General features: G+C 59.9%; 25 protein-coding genes and 1 pseudogene. 17 read left to right on the top strand and 9 right to left on the bottom strand.

Annotation, left to right across the window (positions count from 1 at the left end; genetic code table 11):
* Positions 1–4 precede the first annotated feature (4 nt).
* Positions 5–1,552 carry an alkaline phosphatase D family protein gene (locus tag PQR42_RS36860; protein ID WP_408388498.1) on the bottom strand — a complete coding sequence of 516 codons (1,548 nt, stop codon included), beginning with the start codon at positions 1,550–1,552 and terminating at the stop codon, positions 5–7.
* Between the two features lie 432 nt (positions 1,553–1,984).
* Between PQR42_RS36860 and PQR42_RS36865 the strand changes: the two genes are divergently transcribed.
* Positions 1,985–3,427: a M6 family metalloprotease domain-containing protein gene (locus tag PQR42_RS36865; RefSeq protein WP_408388496.1), complete on the top strand. Its 1,443-nt coding sequence runs from the start codon at positions 1,985–1,987 to the stop codon at positions 3,425–3,427.
* 28 nt (positions 3,428–3,455) lie between these two features.
* On the opposite strand, the pseudogene PQR42_RS36870 reads toward PQR42_RS36865, so the two are convergent.
* From PQR42_RS36870 to PQR42_RS36880, 3 genes and pseudogenes are all read right to left on the bottom strand, one after another.
* Positions 3,456–3,752 (bottom strand): annotated as a pseudogene (locus PQR42_RS36870) (glutathione-dependent formaldehyde dehydrogenase); the annotation flags it as partial.
* A gap of 1 nt (position 3,753) precedes the next feature.
* The gene (locus PQR42_RS36875; RefSeq protein WP_408388494.1) at positions 3,754–4,260 is read right to left on the bottom strand and encodes a phasin family protein; all 507 of its coding nucleotides are present in this window, start codon (positions 4,258–4,260) and stop codon (positions 3,754–3,756) included.
* A 197-nt stretch (positions 4,261–4,457) separates the two neighbouring features.
* Positions 4,458–5,177, bottom strand: a complete 720-nt coding sequence (locus tag PQR42_RS36880) for a hypothetical protein (protein ID WP_408388677.1) — start codon at positions 5,175–5,177, stop codon at positions 4,458–4,460.
* Between the two features lie 369 nt (positions 5,178–5,546).
* On the opposite strand from PQR42_RS36880, the gene PQR42_RS36885 reads away from it, so the two are divergent.
* From PQR42_RS36885 to PQR42_RS36910, 6 genes are all read left to right on the top strand, one after another.
* On the top strand, positions 5,547–6,275 hold the full coding sequence (locus PQR42_RS36885; protein WP_408211274.1) for a glycosyltransferase family 2 protein: 729 nt from the start codon (positions 5,547–5,549) through the stop codon (positions 6,273–6,275).
* 130 nt (positions 6,276–6,405) lie between these two features.
* Positions 6,406–6,795, top strand: coding sequence for a nucleotide pyrophosphohydrolase (locus PQR42_RS36890; RefSeq protein WP_408448157.1), 390 nt, complete (start codon positions 6,406–6,408; stop codon positions 6,793–6,795).
* A 100-nt stretch (positions 6,796–6,895) separates the two neighbouring features.
* Positions 6,896–7,351, top strand: a complete 456-nt coding sequence (locus PQR42_RS36895; RefSeq protein ID WP_408211269.1) for a phospholipase D-like domain-containing protein — start codon at positions 6,896–6,898, stop codon at positions 7,349–7,351.
* Positions 7,352–7,478: 127 nt separating this feature from the next.
* The gene (locus PQR42_RS36900) at positions 7,479–7,673 is read left to right on the top strand and encodes an HIT family protein (protein ID WP_408388493.1); all 195 of its coding nucleotides are present in this window, start codon (positions 7,479–7,481) and stop codon (positions 7,671–7,673) included.
* A 74-nt stretch (positions 7,674–7,747) separates the two neighbouring features.
* Complete coding sequence (locus PQR42_RS36905) at positions 7,748–8,269, top strand: HNH endonuclease (RefSeq protein ID WP_408388491.1); 522 nt, start codon at positions 7,748–7,750, stop codon at positions 8,267–8,269.
* A 194-nt stretch (positions 8,270–8,463) separates the two neighbouring features.
* Positions 8,464–9,900 carry an MFS transporter gene (locus tag PQR42_RS36910; RefSeq protein WP_408388489.1) on the top strand — a complete coding sequence of 479 codons (1,437 nt, stop codon included), beginning with the start codon at positions 8,464–8,466 and terminating at the stop codon, positions 9,898–9,900.
* Between the two features lie 110 nt (positions 9,901–10,010).
* Here the strand turns inward: PQR42_RS36910 and PQR42_RS36915 are convergent, their stop codons facing one another.
* The 3 genes from PQR42_RS36915 to PQR42_RS36925 all read right to left on the bottom strand — a co-directional run bounded on the left by PQR42_RS36915 (position 10,011) and on the right by PQR42_RS36925 (position 12,475).
* Positions 10,011–10,781 carry an SDR family oxidoreductase gene (locus tag PQR42_RS36915; protein ID WP_408211259.1) on the bottom strand — a complete coding sequence of 257 codons (771 nt, stop codon included), beginning with the start codon at positions 10,779–10,781 and terminating at the stop codon, positions 10,011–10,013.
* A 51-nt stretch (positions 10,782–10,832) separates the two neighbouring features.
* A complete protein-coding gene (locus tag PQR42_RS36920; RefSeq protein WP_408388487.1) occupies positions 10,833–11,687 on the bottom strand; it encodes an alpha/beta fold hydrolase in 855 nt (284 codons plus the stop codon).
* 92 nt (positions 11,688–11,779) lie between these two features.
* Positions 11,780–12,475 (bottom strand): alpha/beta hydrolase, encoded by a 696-nt coding sequence (locus PQR42_RS36925; protein WP_408388485.1) that lies wholly within the window; start codon positions 12,473–12,475, stop codon positions 11,780–11,782.
* Between the two features lie 174 nt (positions 12,476–12,649).
* Between PQR42_RS36925 and PQR42_RS36930 the strand changes: the two genes are divergently transcribed.
* The 3 genes from PQR42_RS36930 to PQR42_RS36940 all read left to right on the top strand — a co-directional run bounded on the left by PQR42_RS36930 (position 12,650) and on the right by PQR42_RS36940 (position 14,706).
* A complete protein-coding gene (locus PQR42_RS36930) occupies positions 12,650–13,282 on the top strand; it encodes a CGNR zinc finger domain-containing protein (protein WP_408211250.1) in 633 nt (210 codons plus the stop codon).
* A 54-nt stretch (positions 13,283–13,336) separates the two neighbouring features.
* Positions 13,337–14,035, top strand: coding sequence for a haloacid dehalogenase type II (locus PQR42_RS36935; RefSeq protein WP_408211248.1), 699 nt, complete (start codon positions 13,337–13,339; stop codon positions 14,033–14,035).
* Between the two features lie 215 nt (positions 14,036–14,250).
* Complete coding sequence (locus PQR42_RS36940) at positions 14,251–14,706, top strand: META domain-containing protein (protein ID WP_408388483.1); 456 nt, start codon at positions 14,251–14,253, stop codon at positions 14,704–14,706.
* Positions 14,707–14,781: 75 nt separating this feature from the next.
* Here PQR42_RS36940 and PQR42_RS36945 read toward each other — a convergent pair whose 3' ends face one another.
* Positions 14,782–15,705, bottom strand: a complete 924-nt coding sequence (locus tag PQR42_RS36945; RefSeq protein WP_408211243.1) for an EamA family transporter — start codon at positions 15,703–15,705, stop codon at positions 14,782–14,784.
* Positions 15,706–15,781: 76 nt separating this feature from the next.
* Between PQR42_RS36945 and PQR42_RS36950 the strand changes: the two genes are divergently transcribed.
* The 5 genes from PQR42_RS36950 to PQR42_RS36970 all read left to right on the top strand — a co-directional run bounded on the left by PQR42_RS36950 (position 15,782) and on the right by PQR42_RS36970 (position 18,903).
* Positions 15,782–16,420 (top strand): CGNR zinc finger domain-containing protein, encoded by a 639-nt coding sequence (locus PQR42_RS36950; protein ID WP_408388479.1) that lies wholly within the window; start codon positions 15,782–15,784, stop codon positions 16,418–16,420.
* 197 nt (positions 16,421–16,617) lie between these two features.
* Complete coding sequence (nthA, locus tag PQR42_RS36955) at positions 16,618–17,286, top strand: nitrile hydratase subunit alpha (protein ID WP_408388477.1); 669 nt, start codon at positions 16,618–16,620, stop codon at positions 17,284–17,286.
* Positions 17,283–17,948 carry a nitrile hydratase subunit beta gene (gene nthB, locus PQR42_RS36960; protein WP_408388475.1) on the top strand — a complete coding sequence of 222 codons (666 nt, stop codon included), beginning with the start codon at positions 17,283–17,285 and terminating at the stop codon, positions 17,946–17,948. Before nthA ends, nthB begins: the two co-directional genes overlap by 4 nt.
* Entirely contained in the window at positions 17,945–18,313 is a 369-nt protein-coding gene (locus PQR42_RS36965; RefSeq protein ID WP_408388473.1) for a nitrile hydratase accessory protein, read from the top strand. The genes nthB and PQR42_RS36965 overlap by 4 nt, the downstream gene beginning before the upstream one ends.
* A 104-nt stretch (positions 18,314–18,417) precedes the next feature.
* Complete coding sequence (locus PQR42_RS36970; RefSeq protein WP_408388471.1) at positions 18,418–18,903, top strand: RidA family protein; 486 nt, start codon at positions 18,418–18,420, stop codon at positions 18,901–18,903.
* 51 nt (positions 18,904–18,954) lie between these two features.
* On the opposite strand, the gene PQR42_RS36975 is transcribed toward PQR42_RS36970, so the two are convergent.
* Positions 18,955–19,401, bottom strand: a complete 447-nt coding sequence (locus PQR42_RS36975; protein WP_408211227.1) for an SRPBCC family protein — start codon at positions 19,399–19,401, stop codon at positions 18,955–18,957.
* A gap of 616 nt (positions 19,402–20,017) precedes the next feature.
* Between PQR42_RS36975 and PQR42_RS36980 the strand changes: the two genes are divergently transcribed.
* Together PQR42_RS36980 and PQR42_RS36985 are read left to right on the top strand one after the other, a co-directional pair.
* Complete coding sequence (locus PQR42_RS36980) at positions 20,018–21,319, top strand: gallate dioxygenase (RefSeq protein WP_408388469.1); 1,302 nt, start codon at positions 20,018–20,020, stop codon at positions 21,317–21,319.
* A 129-nt stretch (positions 21,320–21,448) separates the two neighbouring features.
* The gene (locus PQR42_RS36985) at positions 21,449–22,798 is read left to right on the top strand and encodes an MFS transporter (protein ID WP_408388467.1); all 1,350 of its coding nucleotides are present in this window, start codon (positions 21,449–21,451) and stop codon (positions 22,796–22,798) included.
* The last annotated feature ends 97 nt before the right edge of the window (positions 22,799–22,895 follow it).

Below are 22,895 nucleotides of genomic sequence, written 5' to 3' on the forward strand. Positions count from 1 at the left end.
CGTTTCAGTGCGCAGCCGTCAGTTTGAAATGCGCACTCCAGCGCGTTTTCGCATTCACTTCCTGATCGCGATGGAGAGGCACGTAGTCGACCTGAACATCGAGAGACCCGCCCACACGCTGAATGCAGAGCATCAGTGCAAGATTGCCTCTCATCGATGACGAGGGGCGAGAGTTGAGCGTCGTCGGCAACAGGAGCGACTGATAGTCGCCCAAGCTGCCGAATCTCGATGGTGGATCGCCGGGGTTAGGATGCGTGGGCCAAGGATCGCGTGGCCCGAACCAGCCGGTAATCGCCGACTTGACCCTCTTGAATTCATCGACCCCAATCGACTTGACCAGCGACGTGGGCGATGAAATCACTTCATAGACCGGGCCGCGGTTCAACGTATCGGCGCGCATTATTCTGCCCCAATGAACATCGCCGGTCAGGCAGGTCAGCGGCAGCCCCGCAGTCGAGACGCGTTCTATCTGTTCCACCATGAAGCGATAGTCGGCTTCGTAATTCGCCAGCTCGTAGTCCGCAACGTGGCCATCGAACGCGCTCGCCGGATTGGCAAAGAGCGATTGTCCCGTCAATAGAAAACCGTAGCGGGGTTCGGGCGTGTTCGCCGAGGCAACGAGCGTGTCCACCCATGCGGCGAGCGCGTTGCGGCCCGCATTGCCAAGCAGCGCACCTGGCGGGTTGAGCATCGTCGCGTGATCGGGCGCATTGCCGACGCCTCTTTCGCGCTGACTGCGCGTATCCAGCAACAGGATCGTGAGAGGCTCTATGTCGATCACGCGTGGCTGGCCCATCGGGCCCGGGTAGCCTTGCTGAAACATGCTGAAGCCGATTTCGGCTGCGGTGCGCCAATGGTCCCTGCCCGCTTGCGTCCAACTGTTCTGGATGAGCGGGCTCTTGAAGGGTGCGTTGTTCCAGTACTCATGATCGTCGGGAATCGACGCGACGGGCGCCAACGATAGCAATTGTGGAAACCCTTCTGGAATGCCGCTTCCGTTCGCAGGCGACGCACCGGGCGCGTACCAGTTGCTCACGTAGTCTTCCTGAAACTTCGCTTCGAGCCAGGCCTGGTCATTCGAAAAGTTGAGTTCCGTGGGTAGGTCCAGATAAACCTGATCGCCCGCGAACAGCACGAGATCCGGACGCGGCTTATATGACGAGATCCATCTGCCCGCTTCTCCATGCCGGTCCTGGGTGCCGTGAAAACATGACAGAAGCAGCAGATTGAAACGTTCGCCGAATTCCTGCGGGATCGCTTGAGGCAGGGTGCGAAACGACCGCACGACGGGGACGGCGGCGTCGACGCTCAATCCGACTTCATGCTCGGAAGCTGGCGCAAGGCCACTCAATTCGACAACCGTGGAGCAGAAGGGGAGCTTGCCCTGAACCTTCCAGCACTGCAGCGGGCGTACTGTCGAAGGCACGACCGGTTGGCCGCCGAGTGTCCAGACCAGCGCCGAAGCAGTGCCGTTGGTTGCCGCGAGAATACCCGCCCATATGCGTAATGTCGTGGCGTTATCGGCGACGTGATTCACAAGAGACACGATCATTTCGATGGTCCGGAAGAATGATTCGTTCTTTGTGTTTCGAACGGGCAACACGTGTCCGGCGCAATCGAAGTTGCGCGGATGAGTACGGGATTCGATGGCCCATTCGGTCAGGATGGAATTCTCCCAACAGCATAGAAATAGACCTGACAATTTGTAATGAGGGTTTTCCGGACCGCCAAACAGGAGATCAATTTCGCTCCAACGTGCGGCAGTCAACATTCAACCAGGCGCGCTAGGCGTATGAAAGCCATGTGAAAGCAAAAAGAAAACTGGTGCGCCGACGACCGAGCCAGACCAGCTAAAGGGCGCAAACGCAACTTCGTTTATCTGAAACGAGGAGAGGGCCGTGGCCGCCAATCTGAACCTGCTGGTTCCCGAATTGAATTCGAACGCGATAACTGTCTTCGATCCTGATGAACGGAGGTGATTGCCATGCGCAACTATGTCAGGCCGATCCGCAATCATGTTTGCACCCACGCGTTTTGTCGCGTGCCGCTGTCGCCGGACGCAATTGCCCAGCTCTATGCGCGTTTCATGGAGCTCAAGGAAAAGCGCAGGCTGCCCAGGAGCATGACGTTCGACCAGTACTATTCTGTCTGGCGCAGCAGCAGGCGCGGCGAGAATTTCGTAGGCCTAGACGATGGCGCGCTCCAGCATTCATCGAGCACCAGTAAGCAACTGATCGAACGTCCTCCGCGAATGCTCAAGGGTGTCATTCAGACGCTGGTGTTGCTGGTCGATTTTCCCGATCGCGCCCATGACGTCAACCGCAGCCCTGCGTTCTTCGAGCAGATGCTGTTCAGCGCCGACCACGTGTTCCCCACCGGCAGCATGCGCGATTACTACCGCACGGTCAGCAACTTCGACGGCGCGGCGGGAAAGGGCATCGACGTGCAGGGCAAGGTGTTCGGCTGGTTTCGCCTGCCTCAGCCGTTGAGCTTTTACACGGACGGCAGTTCGGGCATGGACGGCACGTTTCCGCGTAACGCCCAAGGCATCGCACACGATGCCGTGCTGGCGGCGCAGCAGGCCGGCATCGATTTCTCTCCGTACGACATGCTCGGCGAGCATCTGGTTACGGCGCTCTTTATCATCCACGCGGGCGGCGGAGCGGAGCAGACATTGTCGCGCGACGACGTATGGAGCCACAAATGGGTCATTCCAGACGGCGTGAAGGTTGGCCACAACCTCGCCGTGCAAACCTATCTGACGGTACCCGAAGACTGCAACATGGGCGTATGCGCGCACGAATGGGGACATCTCGCCGCGCGCTGGGCCGATTACTACGATACGGGCCGCGTCCAGCAGATGCAGTCGAACGGGCTCGGCAACTACTGTCTGATGGCGGCGGGCTCATGGGGCAACAATGGACTGACGCCCGTGCTTCCGAACGGCATGCTGCGCATGTTTCATAGCTGGATCGAACCGAGGCTCGTCACGAAGACGACGAAGAACATTGAACTCGAACCCGCAGCTGAGGGCGGCAGCATCGTCTATATCAACAACGCCGCGCGGATGGTCGAGGAACAGTACATCATCGTCGAGTACCGGCGGCGACGCGGACAGGATGCGTTTTCGCCGGATGAGGGCGTGGCGATCTATGTGGTGGACGAGCGGATCGACAACGTCAACGACGAGGAGCATCTCGCGATCGAACTGATGCAGGCCGACAACCGGCGCGATCTCGCGAAGATCTTCGGGCAGGGCAATCGCGGCGACTCGACGGATCTGTATCCGAACGGCACCAAACGCTCAATCGGCAAGGCAACCAAGCCCGCGCTCCATTTGCCCGATGGCAAATGGAGCGGCGTGACGATCGCCGTGTCGGGTATGCCAGGGGCTGACAAGATGAAAATCAGCGTGACGATGGAGTGAGGCGGGCGCGGCGCAGTATCGGCTGTATTCAGGGCTTGAGGACAACCTTGATGCAACCGTCTTCCTTGTCACGAAACGTTTTGTACATGCCGGATCCCTCTTCGAGCGGCACCGTGTGCGTGATGACGAACGACGGATCGATCTGCCCTTCCTGAATCCGACGCAGCAAGTCGTCTGTCCAACGGTTGACGTGCGTCTGCCCCATCTTCCAGGTGAGTCCCTTATTCATGGATGCGCCGAACGGAATCTTGTCGATCAGGCCGCCATACACGCCGGGCACGGACAATATTCCCGCCGGGCGGCATACATAGATCATTTCCCGCAACCTAGCGGAAGCTGCCGCCTGACTCGTTGTCAGAAATCATTCTTCCGGAACTGTCTACGATCGCAGCCGGCGTCCCGGACGCGGCTGTCGGTGGATACGTCGAAAGCAGTCGCGAAGTGCGGCCCTGCTCACTAGCGGCCGATGTCGCGATGTCGACTGGCGCTTGCAGCGTCGTCGCAAGACTTTGGACACTCGCTTGCATAACAGAAGCGAGGTCGCCTCCAGTTTCCACGGTGATCTCCTGGACGTGCCGCCAGTACGCAAACGTCTTTTTCAGCGCGGCGGGTAGTTGCTGCGATTGAAGTTCGATCACTTCATTCAACGATCGTGAAGAAAGTGCCGCTCCGGCCAACACCTCCTGTTCGCGCAGAGACGTCTTTACGGTTTGCACATTCAATTCGACAAGTTTCTCCAGCCCGGCTACGGCGCAGCCCATCCAGTCGAAGGCATCTGGAAGATCGGCGTCGTGGCGAAAGAGGGGCGAGTAGTTCAGAGTAGTAGCATGCATAGGAGGAAGGCTCGGTGAGGGTAAAGGGGCAGGCACATGCCGGCATTGAGCCAATCAGCAACTGTCATTCCAGCGCCGGTTTGGGCCTCATGCGTCGCGCGAGAAGTATCAACGGGCATTTCCGAGAAGAACGCGGCGCGTATTCAGCAATGTGTTGCTTCGTTACGCGTCGCGCTCATGAGGCTTGATGAGATCAATCAGGCAACCGGGCGGCCTGGCATTGCACGGGTGGAGTTGCGGCGCAGGAGAGCGTCGTCATCGTTCGATACACCACCGGCTTCCTCGAAGGGCGGCTGATGGCGAAACCCGGCATGCCCCGAGACGATGGAGATGATTGCGCCGACAACAAGTGCCGCAAATGAAAACCATGAGGCGCGTGCTACGCCGCGTGCTGCGGTGTCTGCTGCCTGACGTGCATCGGCTTCGGCTTGCGGACTCGAGGCTTCAGCGGTCGCGGAGGCGACCGCGCCTTGAATGCGTTGCGTCAATGAGCCCGCCATCGTGCCAGCGGCTCCCGACGGAGCGGCTGCCGCACCGACCGTTGCACCGGTCGCCGCGACGCTTCCGGCGGCGCTCACCGCGCTCCCTAGCAGGGACGTTGCCCCGTACACAACCATGACAATCATCACCGCCCACGCGAGCAGGCCGTGAAGCCAACCGAGTACCGGCGCGCAGCGTCCCGCGAAATAGGAACCGATGAAGACGGCGATGACGGTCATCACGATCAGGTAGGCGCCTGAACCAAAGCCGAATCCTTGCAGAGGATTGGGACGGGAAAGGGGCGAGAGCGCGGACATGCCGATTGCCGCGCCGAGCACGCTCAGAATGAGGTAGGCAATCAGCGAGAGGATGACGCCTGCGATCACAGAGCCCCACGAAACACGAGGTAGTCCGCTCTGGGTAGTGAGGAGTTTCATAGTTAGCCTGAGACATGAAGGATTAAAAGGAATGAACGCAAGATGGCTTGCGCTCATGACATCTGAACCGCGCAACGGCTGTTCCTGGCATTCCTTCAACTCGGTCAGCTGCCAATTGCGGTGCAAAGGAGATCTCCGTAGGTACTAGCTGGACGAATTTCGCCGGGCCCATGCCGCTGGAAAGAGGAATTCACTTCGCGCTGTTTGGTCGATGCGATGGGTGAGCGTCGATAGTTACGAAGCTCCTGCAGGAACCGTTCGGCGGGACTGGCGGAGCGAAACGCAACGCTCGGGCGAACGGGCACAGCGCGTGCTGAAAGCATCTTTACGATGCGACCTTGACGGTCCAAGAAGAAAAAGGGAGAAGCCATGCTTGCCGTCGTCATTCCAGCTCATAACGAGGCACATTTAATCGGTCTGTGCATCCGTTCGATTATTCGCGCGTCCCGTCATTCCAGTCTCGACGGCGAGGAAGTCCGCATTTTTGTGGTGATGGACAGCTGCACTGACGACACCGGGGTGATCGCCGTGTCGCTGGGCGCGCAGATCTTATCGGTGGAGATGCGCAACGTTGGCGCGGCGCGCGCGACGGGTGCACAGGCAGCGCTGGCGCAGGGCGCCCGGTGGCTGGCTTTCAGCGACGCTGACACAACGGTTGCGGGAGACTGGCTCGTACAGCAACTTAACTGTCGAACTGACGCGGTGTGCGGAGTCATCAGTATCGAGAACTGGGCCGGACACGGCGCTGCGGTCCGCAGCGACTTCACGACGACTTATCGGGACCGCGAAGGGCACCGCCATGTTCATGGCGCGAATCTGGGGGTGTCTGCCGCGGCGTACGTGGCGGCTGGCGGGTTCAGACCGTTCGAATCAAATGAGGACGTGGCGTTCGTCGAAGCGCTGATTGCCGCAAAGGCATCCGTGGCATGGAGCGCTGCAACGCGAGTGGTGACCAGCGCGCGGCTTGATTCGCGCGCGCCTCACGGCTTCGGCGCTGCGTTGCGGGCTGTCAGTCTGCAGGTGGCGGCGGACGGGATGGCAAACGAAACGGTATCGCAGGCGTGCGAGGTTTCGGAGCGTTCCAACGCTACGCCTTGAACACCTCGCCCGGTGACGTGGGACAGTATGTGAGATTCCCCACGCTCACAACCTGTCGCAAGCAACCCCGTCAAACTGGCAGAGACGGGCTCCTGCAAGTATGCTAACGGACTCGGCGATCGATCCACGCATGCAACACGGGAGCAACGTGAAAAAGACGGAGTTGCGAAACGACCTATTGGAACTGCGCGAACTCATCCGCGAGTTTGTCAACGAGCGCGACTGGGACCAATTCCACACGCCGAAGAATCTGGCGACAGCGTTAAGTGTCGAGGCAAGCGAGCTACTCGAACCTTTTCAGTGGCTTGTTTCGGGTGACAAAAGCGAACTCGACGAAGCGAAGCAGACAGCTATCCGACATGAGATGGCCGACGTTTTGGTGTACCTCGTTCGCCTTGCAGACAAGATGGACGTCGACCTCTTTCAGGCTGTGGTGGAAAAGATGGCGCTCAATCGGGAAAAATATCCCGCCGACAAAGTGCGCGGCGACTCGCGCAAGTACTCCGAGTACGAAGACTAAAGTCAGCGAGCCCTTCAAATAAGGTACGACATAGATGCTGCGCTTAATATCCAACCTCCACAAAACAAAAAAAGCAAATCATCTGGAGACACTCCGTAAGATGATGGCGAATGCCGACACCATTGTGATGTGTTCAGGATGGCTGAAGCTAGGAGGTATTGAGGCCCTCAGATCACAGATCGTGACAGCGGTCGCGCGTGGGGCCAAGATCACGTTCTACTCCAACCGGACACCGGAGACTGAACGCGACGCTATTGACGCGTTAGCCGATCTAGGTGTCGAACATATTGTGGTCGAAAGTCGGTTTTATCTTCACGCGAAAATCTACTACTTTGAGGCGGGCGACAGGTTTTCCGCGCTACTTGGGTCGGCGAACATTACAGAGGGCGGGCTTCGGTTGAACGAAGAGTTGTCCGTGATGATCGAAGGTTCGGTCGGTGACCTGCAGCATGCGGAAATCGCGGCATACCTGGCGCACTTGGACCGGCGATGCCGAAGGGCTCATGGGGTAACACGGAGGCTGAAGGTCCTCGCCAAAGCGGACGTCAGTCCATGACTCTCAAACTGCCGTCGGGCATCTCAAAGTAGACAACTGAATTCTCGTAGAATCGCGAGAACGTACTGCTTCGCGCACGGCGTTACGCCCCTTGAACCGATGTTTTGCTCGCTATACTGAGAACCAAATGTCCGTACCGTGCCCTTTTTGCTACTTGCCGTCTGACCGGATTATTGATTCTAACGACGCTGGATTCGTCCTGCGTGACGCATTTCCCGTCTCGCCGGGCCACACCCTGATTGTTTCGAAGCAGCACGTGGGCTCGGTGTTCGATCTGACAGCGGTCGCTGCTGGAGAAATCCTTGAAACCTTCTCAGGTTGAAGCAGACACCCGGCAGGAGTTCAATCGTGTCCCCTACCACGGGTAACGCATAGAGGAATGTTACGGTCGTACCAGTGGCGGCCACATTTCGCACGGTTTCAGTCCACAACAAACTCCCTCGCGCCTCTGCCAGACTCGATACGCCTGTTGAACGCATTTGTTGTAGACGATTTATCACCACGAGAGCCGGCCTACAGAAGGTCGCGTATGTCTTGCGTCCGTTGCAAGACGACAGCTGTTTTTTCTGTCGAGAGAAGCTGCGGAACGCCGGCGTTGTCGATCATTTCATTCCGTGGTCTCGATACCCGCGTGACACTGCGCTGAACTTCGTCCTGGCGCATTCGGTATGCAATGGCGATAAACGGGATCTGCTCGCGGGACAGTCTCACTTGGAGCGCTGGTTAGAGCGAAACGAGAGGCAAGGCGCAGAGGTTGGCGAGGCGTTGTCCGAAGTTGGTTTCTTAATGGAGCCCGCAGTCACTACTATGATCGCGCGCTGGGCATACAATCAGACGATAGCGTCCGAAGGCCACTTCTGGGTTGGATACAAAAATACCGAGAAGGCCTCAGCAGATATATTGCGCGCATTCTCCTAGACGGAGATCGTAGGCTGTCGAGCACGACTCGACGTTGCCAACGCCTGTTAGTGGCAGCGTGCGCTTGGTCTTCCGATAACGACCGTCCATGTTGATTGTTCTATTCGTTTGACCCATGTCGGTTTAAATAAACCGCCACCGGTGAATGCTGTTTCTTTACCCTAGCCCCACCCGCAATTCAGGAGTGTCAGTCGATGTCGGTTTCGTCATCCGCCACCACACGCCCCGGCGCTTCCTCTCTGATCACCTCGCTGGTGGCGGCCGCGTTGTTCATGGAGAACCTCGACGGCTCGATCATCGCAACCGCGCTACCGCAGATGGCGCATTCGTTTCATATCACGCCGGTCGAACTGAGCATCGGCATCACGTCGTATCTTCTGACGCTCGCGGTCTTCATCCCGATCAGCGGCTGGATCGCCGACCGGGTCGGCGTGCGCACGGTGTTCACGGCTGCGCTTGCGATCTTCACCGTCGCCTCGGTGCTGTGCGGATTGACCGACAACCTCGTCGAATTCACCGGTGCGCGGATTTTGCAAGGCATTGGCGGCGCGATGATGGTGCCGGTCGGACGGCTCGCCGTGCTGCGCGCCACGCCGAAAGAAGGCCTGATGCGCGCGATCTCGATCATCACGTGGCCGGGGCTGGTCGCGCCGGTCCTCGGACCGCCGCTGGGCGGTTTCATCACGATGTATTCGTCGTGGCGCTGGATCTTCTATCTGAACGTGCCGCTCGGACTCGTGGGCGTGGTGCTGGCGTGGCGCTTCATCAGCGCGGAACGCGACACGGATCGTCGTCCGTTCGACCTGTTGGGTTTCGTGTTGACCGGCGTCGCGGGCACCTCGGTGATGTATGCAATGGAGGCGATCGGCCGCGCCGACTCGTCATGGCGTACGGCGCTGCTGTTTCTGGCGATCGGTCTCGCGGCTTGCGTGGCGGCGTGGTTTCATCTGCGACGCAGCGCGCATCCGATGGTCGATCTGTCGGCGTTCCGGATCAGGACGTTCATGGTGGCGATCGGTGGCGGGTCGCTGTTCCGGATCGCGATCGGTTCGGTGCCGTTTCTGCTGCCGTTGATGTTTCAGGTCGGCTTCGGCATGAATCCGTTTCAATCGGGCTTGCTCACGCTCGGGGTATTCGCCGGCAATCTGTCGACGAAACTCGTCACGACGCAGATCTTGCGGCGCTTCGGCTTTCGGACGGTGCTCCTGTACAACGGCGCGTTCGCCGCGGTGACGCTGGCGAGCATGAGTCTGCTGAGCGCCTCGACGCCGTATGGATGGACCCTCTTCGCGCTATTCGTCAGCGGCGTGGCGCGGTCGTTGCAATTCACTGCGATCAACACGCTCGGCTTCGCCGATGTGCCGAAGCAGCAGATGAGCGGCGCGTCCACTTTATCGAGCACCTTGGGCCAGATGACGATGGGGATGGGTGTTGCGGCCGGCGCGATTGCGTTACGGATCGCGGCGTGGTGGCACGGACACGACGGGCAAACATTGGCGCCGGCCGATTTCACCATCGCCTTTCTGATGATGGCGGCATTGAGCGTGATCGCGATAGCCGATGTCTTTTCGTTGTCGCCGGATGCCGGCGCGCATGTCAGCGGACATCGGCGGGCGGGGGAGAAGTCGTGACCGAACAGGCGCACGCGCTCCCGACGCATTCGCGATTGAATCCTCACACCCAGCGTTTTAGGCCCCGCTTAAACGATAAACCGCGACACGCGAGCGTCGCGGCTCGGGACTCAAATCGACTTCACTTCTCCACCGTCCATCCGCAAGGTCGATCCTGTCATCCAGCGGGCCTCAGGCGACACGACGAACGCCATCAACGCGGCAATCTCCTCCGGCGTGCCGTAACGCGCGATACCGGCCTCGACGGGAAACTTTGCCGTCGCTTCTTCGACGGACATGTTGTGCAGCGGCGCCCAATGCTCCAGGTATGAGCGTCGCCGGCCGGTCATCACGGGCCCTGGCAGCACGCTGTTGACCTGCACACCGTCGGCGATGCCGCGATCCGAGAACGCTTTCGCGAGCGCCACGATCGCCGCGTTGATCGTACCCACGGCCGCATAGGGCGCCTTGGGAAACAGCGCCGAATTCCCGGACATCAGCACGACCGATCCTGAGCTTTCCTTCAGCGCCGGCCACGCCGCGATAGTCAATCGTCGCGCGCCGTGCAGCTTGAGCGCGAGACCGCGCTCCCATTGCTCGTCGGTCATCTCGAGCACATCGATCTGCGGCACGGCGCCTGCAATGTTGAGCAAGGCGTCGATCCGCCCGAACGTCGCGAGCGTCCGGTCGACGACCTGCTGCGCAGCGTCGGGCTCAGAGAGGTCGGCGTCGATAACAAGCGTTTCGGCGCCGGCCTTCTTCACCTCGACAGCGGTTTCTTCGAGGTTCGCGCGGTTGCGCGCCACGAGTACGATCGAATCAAAATCCCGCGCCAGTCTGATGGCGGTCGAACGACCGATACCCTGGCTTGCGCCCGTCACAATGGCGACTTTGCTGGACATGTTGCTTCTCCTGATTGGTTGAATGAAGCGCGGTTCAGTGCTTCGGATATGTCAGTGGTCGAGGAAGTCCGAAATGGCTGCGGAGATTTCCGTGGCGTGCGTTTCCAGCGCGAAGTGGCCGGTATCGAAGAAGTGCACTACGGCCCCCGGGATGTCGCGCCTGAATGCTTCGGCGCCGGCGGGCAGAAAGAAGGGATCGTTTTTTCCCCACACGGCGAGCAAGGGCGGTTGATGCGCGCGGAAGTATTGCTGGAATGCCGGGTACAGCGCGACGTTGCTCTGATAGTCGCGGAACAGATCGAGTTGTACTTCGTGCGCACCCGGCCGGCTCAGATAGAAGTCGTCGAGCGAGTAGCCATCAGGCGACACGGATGCCGTGTCGGGCACACCGTGCGTGTACTGCCAGACGGTCGTTTCGTGTGTGAGCAGTGCGCGAAGTGCGTCCCGATTCGACGGCGAGGCGTCTTGCCAATACGCACGGATAGGATTCCAGCCTTCGCTCAGTCCTTCTTCGTAGGCGTTGCCGTTCTGCGAAATGATCGCGGTGATCCGCTCGGGATGTCGGATTGCAAGGCGGAAACCGGTCGGCGCGCCGTAGTCGAATACGTAGACCGCAAAACGGTCGAAGCCAATCACCTCGGTGAAATGCTCGATGACGTTGGCGATGTTGTCGAACGTGTAAGCAAAATCGTCGCGGCTGGGCATGTCGGACTGACCGAAGCCGGGCAAGTCCGGCGCGACGATATGGAAACGGTCGGCGAGCTTCGGAATCAGGTCCCGAAACATATGGCTCGAACTCGGAAAGCCGTGCAGGAGCAGCAGCTTTGGGGCACCTGGGCGGCCGGCTTCACGGTAGAACACTTTGAAGCCGTCGACGTCGGCGTGACGATAGGCGATTGAAGTCATGATTTCCCTCCTGAGGGGAACAGAGTTGAACGGGTCACGAAAGGCGCCGTGCGATGTGGGTATCGCAGATCGCACAGAACTCGCGGATAACGTTAGCGAGCGGAAACCGACTGGACCGCTTCGGCGATGACATGCGTCACAGCGCCGGGAGCCGTCACGATCGGCGTGTGGTCGGTCTGATACGACCGCACGTGCGCATTCATGCGCGCTGCCATGAAATGCTGGGTGTCAGGATTGATCATCCGGTCCTGTTCGGCGACCAGGAACCAGCTTGGACGGTCTTTCCACAGCGGACGCCCGACCGCTTCGCCAATGCACGACACGGAAATTGGACGCTGCACCGCAGCGAGCACCGCCAACTCCTCAGGCGTCGCGTGCTGCGCAAACGCCTGGGCGAACGCCTCTTGCGGCAGCCATATCGATCCGTGTCGGTCCGGCGCGAGTGTCGGCGCCAGCGGATGCGTTTCGCCGCGATAGAACACGTCACCGACCGTTTCTCCTTCATCCGGCGCCAGCGCGGCGACGTAGACCAATGCCCTGATTTTTTCGGACCGGATCGAGCCGATCACGGCGCCGGCATACGCATGGCCGGCCAGCACCACCGCGCCTTCGATCCGTTCCAGCGTCCGCTCGAGCGCGGCCACGTCCTCACTCAGCGACGTGAGCGGCAGCGGAGCCGCGACTGCATTGATCCCCTGTTGCTTCAGACCCTCGATCACCTTGCTCCAGCTCGATCCGTCCGCCCATGCGCCGTGCACCAGCACCGCGCTCACATTGCCAGAAGACATGTCCCGCTCCTTTGAAGATAGTGAATGCTGCTTGCGAAATGCGGCCAAGTTCGCCGTGTCTATGTAACCTGTCTAACGTTGTTTTAAAGGTTACTGATTTGAGATGTAACTTGTCAAGTGCATTTTTAGTGGTTACGATGCTGACATCGTCATTGCACATTGATTACAAAGAAAATGGACTATCGTCAGATTCCCGCGATATTCGTAGCCGACGCGCCGGGCCTCGATTTCCTGAACTCGGTCGCGACGCCCGTGGATGAACAGGTCGACTGGATCAGCGATGGAGGCGGATTGCTGGCCTGGCTGGAGCAGGCTGGAATGGCCCCGCGCGCCGCGCTCGCGGCACTGCGAGCGCAGTCCACGCCGGCCGAACTCGACGCCGTTGCGGCGCAGGCTCGCGCGCTGCGCGAGTGGTTCAGGGGATTTGCACAGAAAAGGAAGGGGCGGCCGTTGACCGCGAGAGATTTGCGCGAACTCGCGCCGCTGAACCAACTGCTCGAGCGGGACGATCGATATGGCGAAATCGTCGCCAATGCGACGGGCGAGGCGTCGCCTTTTGAACTCCGGACGAGTCGGCGTTGGAAGTCGCCGGAGTCATTGCTGATGCCCATCGCCGAAGCATTGGCGAACCTGGTGTGTGACGAGGACTTCACGCACGTGAAGGCATGTGAAGGTCCGCGCTGCACGTTGATGTTTGCCGATCACACGCGAGGTCACGCGCGCCGCTGGTGCAGCATGGCAATTTGCGGGAACCGCGCGAAGGTTGCCGCTCACCGGAAGCGGCTCAAGGAGCAGCAAGGCGAGTGACGTAACGTGGTGAGCGATTCAGCGTTGCACAGCGGTTTGTTTTGGAGGCGTGATATGGAGCACATCAAAGCGATTGCATTCGATTTGTACGGCACCCTTTACGATGTCCACTCAGTGGTGGCGCGGTGCGATCAACAATTTCCAGGGCGCGGACGTGAGATCAGCACGCTCTGGCGACAGAAGCAACTCGAATACACGTGGCTGCGGAGTCTGATGAACCGCTACGTCACCTTCGAGCAGGCGACGGAAGACGCGTTGCGCTTTACTTGCCGGCACCTTCGGCTCGATCTGGATGACGAAACCTGCAAGACGCTTTGCGATGCGTACTTGCGCCTGCAGCCGTTCCCTGAAGTGCCGGGTACGCTGCGCGAATTGCGTCGGCGAGGACTGAAGCTCGCGGTGCTGTCCAACGGTTCGCCTCATTCGATCGGCGCCGTGGTGGGAAACTCGGGACTTCGCGCGGAGTTCGACCATCTGCTGAGCGTCGACCCGGTGCGCGTGTACAAACCGGACGACCGCGCCTACCTGCTTGCGGAGCAGGCGTTCGGGCTCGCTCGAACGTCGATCCTGTTCGTGTCGTCGAATGCGTGGGACGCAACGGGGGCACGCTATTTCGGCTTTCCGACATGCTGGATCAATCGTAGCGGCAATGTCTTCGAGGAAATGGGCCAGAAACCCGACTGGCAACTGCAAGGTCTTGACGGATTGCTAGCGCTATTCGATGGCGGTGCCGGGGCGTCGGTACAGCGCTGATGCCTGGAGCCTGCCGCCCGGAAGCGGCCATTCGCTGAATAATCAAAACGACGAATCGCGAATGACCGCAATGGCCGAACAAATCATAACCACGCTGCGGTTGCCTTTGTGAAGTGAGAAGCGGCAATACCGGCGCAAGCCGTTCGGGCGAATCCGCGAACGCGTCCGGCGCGCAGCTATAATCGCGCTCGAACATGGCTATGGGAATTCGACTCGTGAAAAAGATCGCTGCCTTTGCGCTCGTTGCGCTAGTACTGACTGGTTGCTCGTCTGCCGAAAAGCAGGAGCAGCAAGAGCAGAAGTTCCTCCACAACGAAACCAACCTTGTCGCCGCCCAACGCAATGCGGCGGTCGACTGCGACCCGGCAAACTGCGACGCCGCTTGGGCGCTGACGAAACGCTATATCGAGCAGCATTCCGATACGGCCGTGACGCGCGCGGATGCGGTCGCAATCGACACCGACGTGCCGAGTGGTTCGGGCAAGGTTGCCTTTTCGGCGACTCGTGCGGCAAAGGGTTCGGGCGCGACCTTGACTCTCTTTGCGCAGTGCCGCGGCATGTATGGGCCTGAGAACGCGAAAGGTTCGGACTATGACAAGTGCGCCGAAAAGATCCTCAAGACCCAGAACGGCTATGTGGCGTTTCTCAGGACACATGCTTCGGGTCAGTAAGGCCTGAAACTGCGGCCGCGGCGGCCGCGTGTCGGCCTGCGCATGCGGGCCGCTCCGACGCACGACAGTGATCACCTATCTCCGTGAAACGCCTGCTTCATTTTTCACGATTTGCTGTTTCCGATCGATTAGCCAGGCGGTAGCGACGGCTCCTACAATCAACGGTGCGCCCACCAGCATCCCAGCGGTGGGACGTTCCTCAAGAAAAGCCCACCCCAGTATCACCGCAATCACTGGATTGACGAAAGTGTACGTCGCGACCAGCGTCGGATCGACGCGGTCGAGCAACCAGACATACGCGGCAAATGACAGGACAGTTCCTGCGAGAGTCAGATAGGCAAGCGCAAAAAGCGAGTCTGCTGAGACTGCCTGGACCCGGAAGCCGCGTAGTTCCCCGGTTATCACGCACAACACAGCGAGCGTCACGCCGCCCGCTAACAGTTCGACCCCCGCTAGCGTAAGCGCGGGAATCTTGCCCTTATGTCGCTGAGTCAGGACCGTTCCGAGTGCCCATGAAAGGCTTGCGCCGAGCAACGCGGCAAGCCAGGGCAACTCCATTCGGTGCGACCCTGACGAAGGTGCTGCCCACGCGACGACGGCGACGCCGGCAAAACCTACACCCAGTGCACAAATCGTGGCCGGCACAGGACGGCGCTCTCGCGGAAGCAAAAAGCGCAGCATGGCAATCCAGAACGGAATGGTCGCCAGAATGACGGCGGCGATTCCTGACGGCACATGCTGTTGCGCAATTGCCAGAACGCCGTGGCAGCCGACGAAGAAAAGCAGGCCGCATGCGACGCCATGAATCAGTAACTGAGCGGACGGTAGGCGTTGATTGTGCAGCAGGCTCCACCCCAGCAGGATCAAACCGCCGATCACGCAGCGTGTTCCCATCAGAATCATCGGTGGGAACGAGCGCAGGCCGATCGCAACGGCAAGATAGGTCGACCCCCAAACGAGATAAATGGCAGAGAACGCGAGTAGCGAGCGAGTCGACATAACGGGTCCGTTCGTTGGTCTGTATAACCGATTAACAGGTTATACTTTCAAGACGGATTTACAAGAGGCATTTAGCATGACCGTCCAGAATGAAGAAGCTCGGCCGCGCAGGGCGTCACATGTCGACGAGGAGTTGGCCATTCGGTTCGTCAATACCGTTGCATGGCGCCGGTCCGATGAGCAGGAAGAACGTTTGCCATCCGCTGAGGCTCTGCTTCGGTGGTTTGCCGCGGCCCGACTGTTCGATGCGGGTTTTTTGCGCGCGTTGTCGCTTCAATGGAAGGGCGATCCTGTTCTCGCCGAAAGCGGATATCAGACTGCTTTATCGTTGCGCGAGACGATTTACCGGGCGCTTCAGAGCGCGGCGTTGGACAAGGCCCCAGCGAAAGCCGACCTTTCGCTTCTGTCTCAGTTGCTCAATGCAGGCACGCCAGACATGCAGCTATCAGTCCAGCGAGGGCGCTATTTATGGAGCGCCGACGGGCACGCGAATGGCGTGTGTGTTCTGCTCATGCCTGTGGTCATATCGGCTTTGGCGCTGCTAACCGGTCCGCATTCGCATAAGGTGAAGCAGTGTCAGGACGACCGGGGCTGTGGATGGCTTTTCGTGGATGAAAGTCGTGCGCAGAACAGGCGTTGGTGTTCGATGGGCGACTGCGGGAACCGTGCAAAAGCCCGCCGTTACTATGTGCGCCAACGCGACGCTGAAGTTTAGACCGGCTAAATCAGGCGTCCCGCGAAGTACTCGGTCGGCTCCTGCACTGACCCGGCGCAACCCCCCCCCAATCACTACCGCAGGAAGCATTAATCCGAGAGCGACCTACGCCCAGCGCATCACGCTCGACCAAGTTTGCATTTGCACCCCGCACGAACCATACTTGTTCTCTCTAGCATTGTTCGCGGTGAACGGCGATGAACGGTAACGATCCAGATGGCGATCACCACGCGCACCCGCATACCGACACTCACGACCACCACGGCAGTGCATTGTCGGAGATGGATCTGCGTGTCCGTGCGTTGGAATCCCTGCTAGTCGAGAAAGGGTATGTCGACCCACAAGCACTGGACATACTCATCGAAATCTATGAGCATAAAGTCGGGCCGCGCAATGGTGCCCGCGTGATCGCAAAGGCGTGGCGTGATCCGGCGTACAAACAATGGCTACTCGACGACGCCACTGCAGCGATCGCGTCGCTCGGCTACACGGGCCGACAGGGCGAGCACATGATCGTGCTGGAAAACACGCCTGCCGTACACAATATGGTGGTCTGTACATTGTGCTCGTGCTATCCGTGGCCTGTGCTCGGACTTCCACCGGTATGGTACAAATCGGCACCTTATCGGTCGCGTGCCGTCATCGATCCCCGGGGCGTATTGAAGGAGTTCGGTTTCGAATTACCCGCGGAAGTCGAGTTTCGCGTGTGGGATTCCACTGCCGAGGTTCGATACCTCGTGTTGCCTATGCAGCCGCACGGAACCGATGACTTCTCTGAAGAGGCGCTAGCTGAACTGGTAACACGTGATTCGATGATCGGCACGGGATTGCCGAAGACTCCTGAGTCGACACGGGGGACACCATGAACGGCGCGCAGGATCTCGGTGGCATGCAGGCTTTCGGTCCGATAAGTCCCGATAACGACATCTCGCCCTTTCACGCTGACTGGGAGCGCAAGGTGCACGCGATCACGCTGGCCATGGGCGCAATCGGTAAGTGGAACATCGATATGTCGCGCGCGGCGCGAGAGAGTTTGCCGCCGGCGCAATACCTTTCCAGCAGCTATTACCAGATCTGGTTCGAGGGTTTGAAGAAACTCATCCTGAGCTCAGGCCTTGCTACGGCCGACGAAATCGAGTCAGGCGAGTCGAGGAGTCAAGCGGTGCCGGTTCCGCGCGTGTTGATGGCCAAAGACGTATCGGCGGCGCTGTTCCGGGGCGGTCCCGTCGACCGGCCCGCAGCCGTGGAAGCAAAGTTTGCCGTTGGCGATTGGGTACAGGCTCGTCAAATCAACCCCTCATCGCATACTCGTTTGCCGCGTTATTGTCGGGGCAAACGCGGGCGCATTGTTGCCGTGCACGGCACGCATGTCTTTCCTGATGCCAACGCGATCGGCCAGGGCGAGCAACCGCAATGGCTCTATACCGTGCGCTTCGACAGTGCGGAGCTTTGGGGACGTGATACGACTGCGGCGTCGGTGTGCGTCGATTGCTGGGAGCCGTATCTCGAGCTGCCGCCGGCGCCATGACTGATGCACTGACGAAACTGCCCGAACTGCGCGCCGCGTTGCCAGCGCTGCCTTGCGACAACGCAGGGCCGGTTTTCAACGCGCCGTGGGAAGCACAGGCGTTTGCCATGACGCTGGCGTTACACGAGCGCGGCATGTTCACCTGGGCCGAGTGGGCAACGTGCTTGAACGAGGCAATCCGCGACGCGCAGGCCGCCGGTGACGCAGACCACGGCGACACCTACTACTCGCATTGGCTGACAGCACTGGAGCGCATCAGCACGATCAAGGGACTCGTGACCGACGACTCGCTTCTGCGCCGCCGCAGCGCATGGGACGCAGCAGCGCGCCGCACGCCGCATGGACAGCCGATCGAACTCGAGTGACGATCCGCCTAGCTCGATGTCGCGGTTCAGCTTGAAGCGGTTAATGGTCTATCGGTCAATTGGTCTCAGGCGATCACTTCTTCGCAGGTTCCGAGGAGACGGCAATGGCAAGAATCGAAGCAAAGCTGGCGCAAATGGGATTGACCTTGCCGCAGCCGCTACAGATGCCAGCAAACATACGCATGTCATTGCCATTCGCCTGGGTGCGCGTGAGCGGCACACGAGCATTTGTCTCGGGCCACGTGCCGCTCAACGCCGACGGGACGATCGCACAACCCGTCGGTCAAGTCGGCGCCGAAGTTTCGCCGGACCAAGGCTACGCAGCAGCACGCCTCGTAGCGCTCGCACAATTGGCTAGTCTTCAGAAAGCGCTCGGCGACCTGGATCGCATTACAGCGTGGGTACGCGTCTTTGCGATGATTAACGCAGCGCCAGCTTTCGACCAGATGCCACGGATCGCAAATGGCTTCTCGGATTTGATCCTTGAGCTGTTTGGACCGGACATCGGAATGCATGCCCGGTCGGCAGTCGGCGTGGCGCTCCCGCTCAATGTGCCTGTGGAATGCGAGGCGGAGGTCGAGTTTGACTGAGCGCGCCTGTAGGCACCTCGAGCCACGGAGCGCACACTGGCGTACGCGTCGTCAGTCAGGAATCTCGGGCTCGACCAGCCTCGCCAACTGAACAAGCGACTCCTGCCAACCGAGGTAGCACATCTCCACAGGAATGACCTCGGGCACGCCCTCTTGCAAAACGGTGAGTTCGGTCCCGCACGACACCTGCCGCAATGAAATGGTGGCCTGCATCTCGCCCGGCAGGTTCGGGTCGTCGAAACGGTCCGAGTAGCGGATCTTCTCGAACGGCACCAGTTCGAGATACTCGCCGCCGAACGAGTGGCTGTTGCCGGTGCCGAAGTTACGGAAGGACATCTTGTGAGTGCCACCGACCTTGGCATCCATATGGTGGACCTGACAGGTGAACCCGTACGGAGGAAGCCACCTCACTATCGCATCCGGTTCGAGGAAGGCGCGATAGATGCGTTCGGGCGTAGCGCGCAAGACGCGGTGGAGATGGATGGTTCCGGTAGCCATGGTGTGTTCTCCTTTCATTAGAGAAGTTGGACATACTCCTACGACGATCCGGCGACGCCGGCATCGACATAGCTTAAGACCAGGAAAAACCCGGGGGCGCCGCCCGGTTCAATATCGCAAATCGACGGCAAGCTTACCCCCTCTGAGCGGTTCACTCATCCCATCGCGCTGGATATGTCCTTTTATCAAGTCATCCACGCGCCCGTTCCCCATTTACTACCGTATCTGCGATCTCGTCGTGCTGGCGCCGTGCGTTCGGCAGTTTGCGATTTCAATTTAGCCCCATCTGTTTTGTTTATCGCGATCTGAAAGGCAGTGAAACCGGTTCGCGGAGCGGAGCGGACACGGGATCCCGAAAACGCTTTACGGGGCGCGGCTTGCCCATATCGTCAGATCAAGCGATGGAAAGCGTAACGGCACTTCCAAGCCACTTACTCATGGTTTACCCGCGCTTCCTGCGCGGCCCTGTAATTCATACCTTTGTATCCCGAGACGCACGCATTCTCTACCAGCCGGCGAGAAGCGCTTTAGGCTCAGCGCTTGCGCGGCGCTTCTGCACCCGCTGTCTGAATTCGTTGCGCCGGCGGTCCAAATGAGTTTTTGAAGGAGTACAGGCATGGCACGGATCATTGGAGGCATCGCTGCCTCGCACACACCAACCATCGGTTTTGCTTTCGATAAGGACAAGCGTGACGATTCCGTGTGGGCACCCATCTTCGAAAACTTCGCGCCGCTGGCCGACTGGCTCGCCGACAAGCGCCCTGACGTGCTGCTGGTCATCTACAACGACCATGTCACTTCGTTTTTCTTCGACCACTATTCCGCGTTCACGTTAGGCGTGGGACCCGAGTGGAGCGTGGCTGACGAAGGGGGCGGCGCTCGCGATCTGCCGCCGATCAAGGGCCATCCGGAGTTGGCCGCGCACATCGGCACCTCGCTCATGACGGATGAGTTCGACATGTCGTTCTTTCAGAACAAGGCGCTCGATCATGGCTGCTTTTCGCCGCTGTCGATGCTTTGCCCGCACAAGCCCGAATGGCCGGTGAAGCTCGTGCCGCTGCAAATGGGCGTGCTGCAACTGCCGGTGCCGAGCGCGCGACGCTTTTACAAGCTTGGGCAAGCGTTGCGACGTGCAATCGAGAGCTACCCCGAAGATCTCAAAGTCGCGATCGTCGCAACAGGTGGTCTGTCGCATCAGGTGCATGGAGAGCGTGCGGGTTTCAACAATACCGAATGGGACCAGCGCTTTCTCGATCTGTTCGAGAACGACCCCGAGCAACTGGCCGACATGACGATTGCCGAATATGCGGAACTGGGCGGCTTCGAAGGCGCCGAAGTGATCATGTGGCTGACGATGCGAGGCGCACTGTCGTCCAACGTCGTTTGCAAGCATCGCAGCTACTACCTTCCGTCGATGGCGGGCATCGCGACCGCGATCTACGAAGGCGAAGAGAATGAGACGAAGCCTTCCGTCGTCGAACGTCACCGGCAGCGGATGGCGGTTCAACTCACCGATGTCGAGAAACTCGAGGGCACCTATCCGTTCTCGATCGAAGTCGCCGTGCGCGCTTATCGGATCAACGATTACCTTCACCGGATGGTCGAGCCCGCTCATCGCGAAGCGTTTCTGAACGATCCGGAAGCCAGCTTCGAAGCGGCCGGGTTGAGTGAAGAAGAGCGCGACCTGATCCGCCGCCGTGACTGGCGCGCGCTGCTGCACTACGGCGTGATCTTTTTCATGCTCGAAAAGCTCGGCGCTGTAACAGGCGTGTCGAATCTGCACATCTATGCCGCCATGCGCGGCGAAACGCTGGAGGCTTTCCAACGCACCCGCAACGCGCCCGGCGCACTGTACTCGGTGGCGGGGAAAACCGCCGGCAAACTCGATTGGGACAACGCAAAAAAAGGAAAGAGCTGAACGACGAATTCACAGCGCCGATGCTTTTGCCACTAGGCGGAGTATCGGACTCGATAGAAGCATGGCGTGACGGAAAACAACACAGTCAACTACGTCAGTACGCCAAAGCAAGGAGACAGGAGTAAATCGATGACAAACGGAAAAGCGATCGACATTAAGGCGTTTATCGACGAGCGAGCCATTTCGGCCTACCAGTGGTTACTGGTTGCGCTGTGCTTTCTCATCGTGACGGCCGACGGCATGGACGTGGCGATCATGGGCTTTGTGGCGCCCTCGATCATCCACGATTGGGGGATTTCACGGCCCGCATTCGGTCTCGTGATGAGCGCGGCGCCGCTGGGACTCGTCATCGGCGCGTTGGCGGCGGGCCCGGCTTCGGATCGTATCGGGCGTAAGTGGGTTCTGATTACCTCGGTTTTCCTCTTCGGCATTTTCACCATCGCGACGGCGTTCACGCACTCGCCCATGGAAATGGCGGCGCTGCGCTTGCTGACGGGTATCGGCCTCGGCGCCGCGATGCCGAATACGACGACGCTTCTGTCCGAGTACGCGCCGCAGCGTAAGCGCTCGCTGATGATCACGATCATGTTCACCGGCTTCAATCTGGGTTCGGCATTGATCGGCTTTGCGGCCGGCTGGCTGATTCCCGTCCACGGCTGGCGTTCGGTTCTGATTTTCGGTGGTGCTCTGCCGTTGGCGCTGATCCCGTTGCAAGTGTGGCTGCTGCCGGAATCCGCCCGCCTGCTCGCGGTGCGCGGCGCATCGCCGGCGCGTATCGGCGCGGTTCTCGGCCGGGTATGCGGTGCGCGCTTTACCGGCGACGAGGTATTCGTTTCCAACGAACCGCCGTTGCCCACGCGTAAGCCGATCGGCGTGCTCTTCTCGCAAGGCTACGGCTTCATGACGGCGGCGCTTTGGGTGACCTATTTCATGGGTCTGCTCGTCATCTATCTGCTGACGGGCTGGCTGCCCACGTTGATGAAAGACGCAGGCTTGACAGTCACTTCGGCCGCTAACGTCACGGCGATGTTCCAGATCGGCGGAACGATCGGCGCCATTCTTGTGGGTTGGGTGATGGACAAGGTGCGGCCGGCGCGCGTGATCAGCGCGGCTTACCTCGGTGGCGCGCTGTGCGTTCTCGCACTCGCATGGATCGGCGCATTGTCGTCGTCGCTGGCCTTGCTGGTGTTCGCGGCGGGTTTCTGCATGAGCGGCGCGCAGACGGGGTTGAATGCGTTCGCGCCAGGCCGTTACCCGACAGTTGCGCGTGCCACCGGCGTCAGCTGGATGCTCGGTATGGGCCGCTTCGGCAGCATCTTCGGCTCCGCCATCGGCGGCGCGCTGCTCGGACTCGGCTGGCAGTTCGGCGCGATTCTGGCGATGCTGGCCGTACCCGCAACACTGGCTGCACTCGCCATCATGCTCGCGCAACGGGCGAGGACCGGCGAGCCGGTTGTGCAGCCGACTGTGGCGCACTGAGAAAGTCATCGGGCGGCGCCATGCGTGGCATCGCCCGATAAACGAATCAACTGTTGGAGTAACGATGATCATCGATATTCACGGCCACTATACGACT

Origin of the sequence: Paraburkholderia sediminicola (assembly GCF_046027355.1) — a bacterium.
GTDB classification, from domain to species: domain Bacteria; phylum Pseudomonadota; class Gammaproteobacteria; order Burkholderiales; family Burkholderiaceae; genus Paraburkholderia; species Paraburkholderia sediminicola_B.

Coding starts and splice junctions, on each gene's coding strand:
- PQR42_RS36860 (WP_408388498.1), bottom strand. CDS start 1,552: ATGATCGTGTCTCTTGTGAATCACGTCGCCGATAACGCCACGACATTA.
- PQR42_RS36865 (WP_408388496.1), top strand. CDS start 1,985: ATGCGCAACTATGTCAGGCCGATCCGCAATCATGTTTGCACCCACGCG.
- PQR42_RS36875 (WP_408388494.1), bottom strand. CDS start 4,260: ATGCATGCTACTACTCTGAACTACTCGCCCCTCTTTCGCCACGACGCC.
- PQR42_RS36880 (WP_408388677.1), bottom strand. CDS start 5,177: ATGAAACTCCTCACTACCCAGAGCGGACTACCTCGTGTTTCGTGGGGC.
- PQR42_RS36885 (WP_408211274.1), top strand. CDS start 5,547: ATGCTTGCCGTCGTCATTCCAGCTCATAACGAGGCACATTTAATCGGT.
- PQR42_RS36890 (WP_408448157.1), top strand. CDS start 6,406: ATGCAACACGGGAGCAACGTGAAAAAGACGGAGTTGCGAAACGACCTA.
- PQR42_RS36895 (WP_408211269.1), top strand. CDS start 6,896: ATGATGGCGAATGCCGACACCATTGTGATGTGTTCAGGATGGCTGAAG.
- PQR42_RS36900 (WP_408388493.1), top strand. CDS start 7,479: ATGTCCGTACCGTGCCCTTTTTGCTACTTGCCGTCTGACCGGATTATT.
- PQR42_RS36910 (WP_408388489.1), top strand. CDS start 8,464: ATGTCGGTTTCGTCATCCGCCACCACACGCCCCGGCGCTTCCTCTCTG.
- PQR42_RS36915 (WP_408211259.1), bottom strand. CDS start 10,781: ATGTCCAGCAAAGTCGCCATTGTGACGGGCGCAAGCCAGGGTATCGGT.
- PQR42_RS36920 (WP_408388487.1), bottom strand. CDS start 11,687: ATGACTTCAATCGCCTATCGTCACGCCGACGTCGACGGCTTCAAAGTG.
- PQR42_RS36925 (WP_408388485.1), bottom strand. CDS start 12,475: ATGTCTTCTGGCAATGTGAGCGCGGTGCTGGTGCACGGCGCATGGGCG.
- PQR42_RS36930 (WP_408211250.1), top strand. CDS start 12,650: ATGGACTATCGTCAGATTCCCGCGATATTCGTAGCCGACGCGCCGGGC.
- PQR42_RS36935 (WP_408211248.1), top strand. CDS start 13,337: ATGGAGCACATCAAAGCGATTGCATTCGATTTGTACGGCACCCTTTAC.
- PQR42_RS36945 (WP_408211243.1), bottom strand. CDS start 15,705: ATGTCGACTCGCTCGCTACTCGCGTTCTCTGCCATTTATCTCGTTTGG.
- PQR42_RS36950 (WP_408388479.1), top strand. CDS start 15,782: ATGACCGTCCAGAATGAAGAAGCTCGGCCGCGCAGGGCGTCACATGTC.
- nthA (WP_408388477.1), top strand. CDS start 16,618: ATGAACGGTAACGATCCAGATGGCGATCACCACGCGCACCCGCATACC.
- nthB (WP_408388475.1), top strand. CDS start 17,283: ATGAACGGCGCGCAGGATCTCGGTGGCATGCAGGCTTTCGGTCCGATA.
- PQR42_RS36965 (WP_408388473.1), top strand. CDS start 17,945: ATGACTGATGCACTGACGAAACTGCCCGAACTGCGCGCCGCGTTGCCA.
- PQR42_RS36970 (WP_408388471.1), top strand. CDS start 18,418: ATGGCAAGAATCGAAGCAAAGCTGGCGCAAATGGGATTGACCTTGCCG.
- PQR42_RS36975 (WP_408211227.1), bottom strand. CDS start 19,401: ATGGCTACCGGAACCATCCATCTCCACCGCGTCTTGCGCGCTACGCCC.
- PQR42_RS36980 (WP_408388469.1), top strand. CDS start 20,018: ATGGCACGGATCATTGGAGGCATCGCTGCCTCGCACACACCAACCATC.
- PQR42_RS36985 (WP_408388467.1), top strand. CDS start 21,449: ATGACAAACGGAAAAGCGATCGACATTAAGGCGTTTATCGACGAGCGA.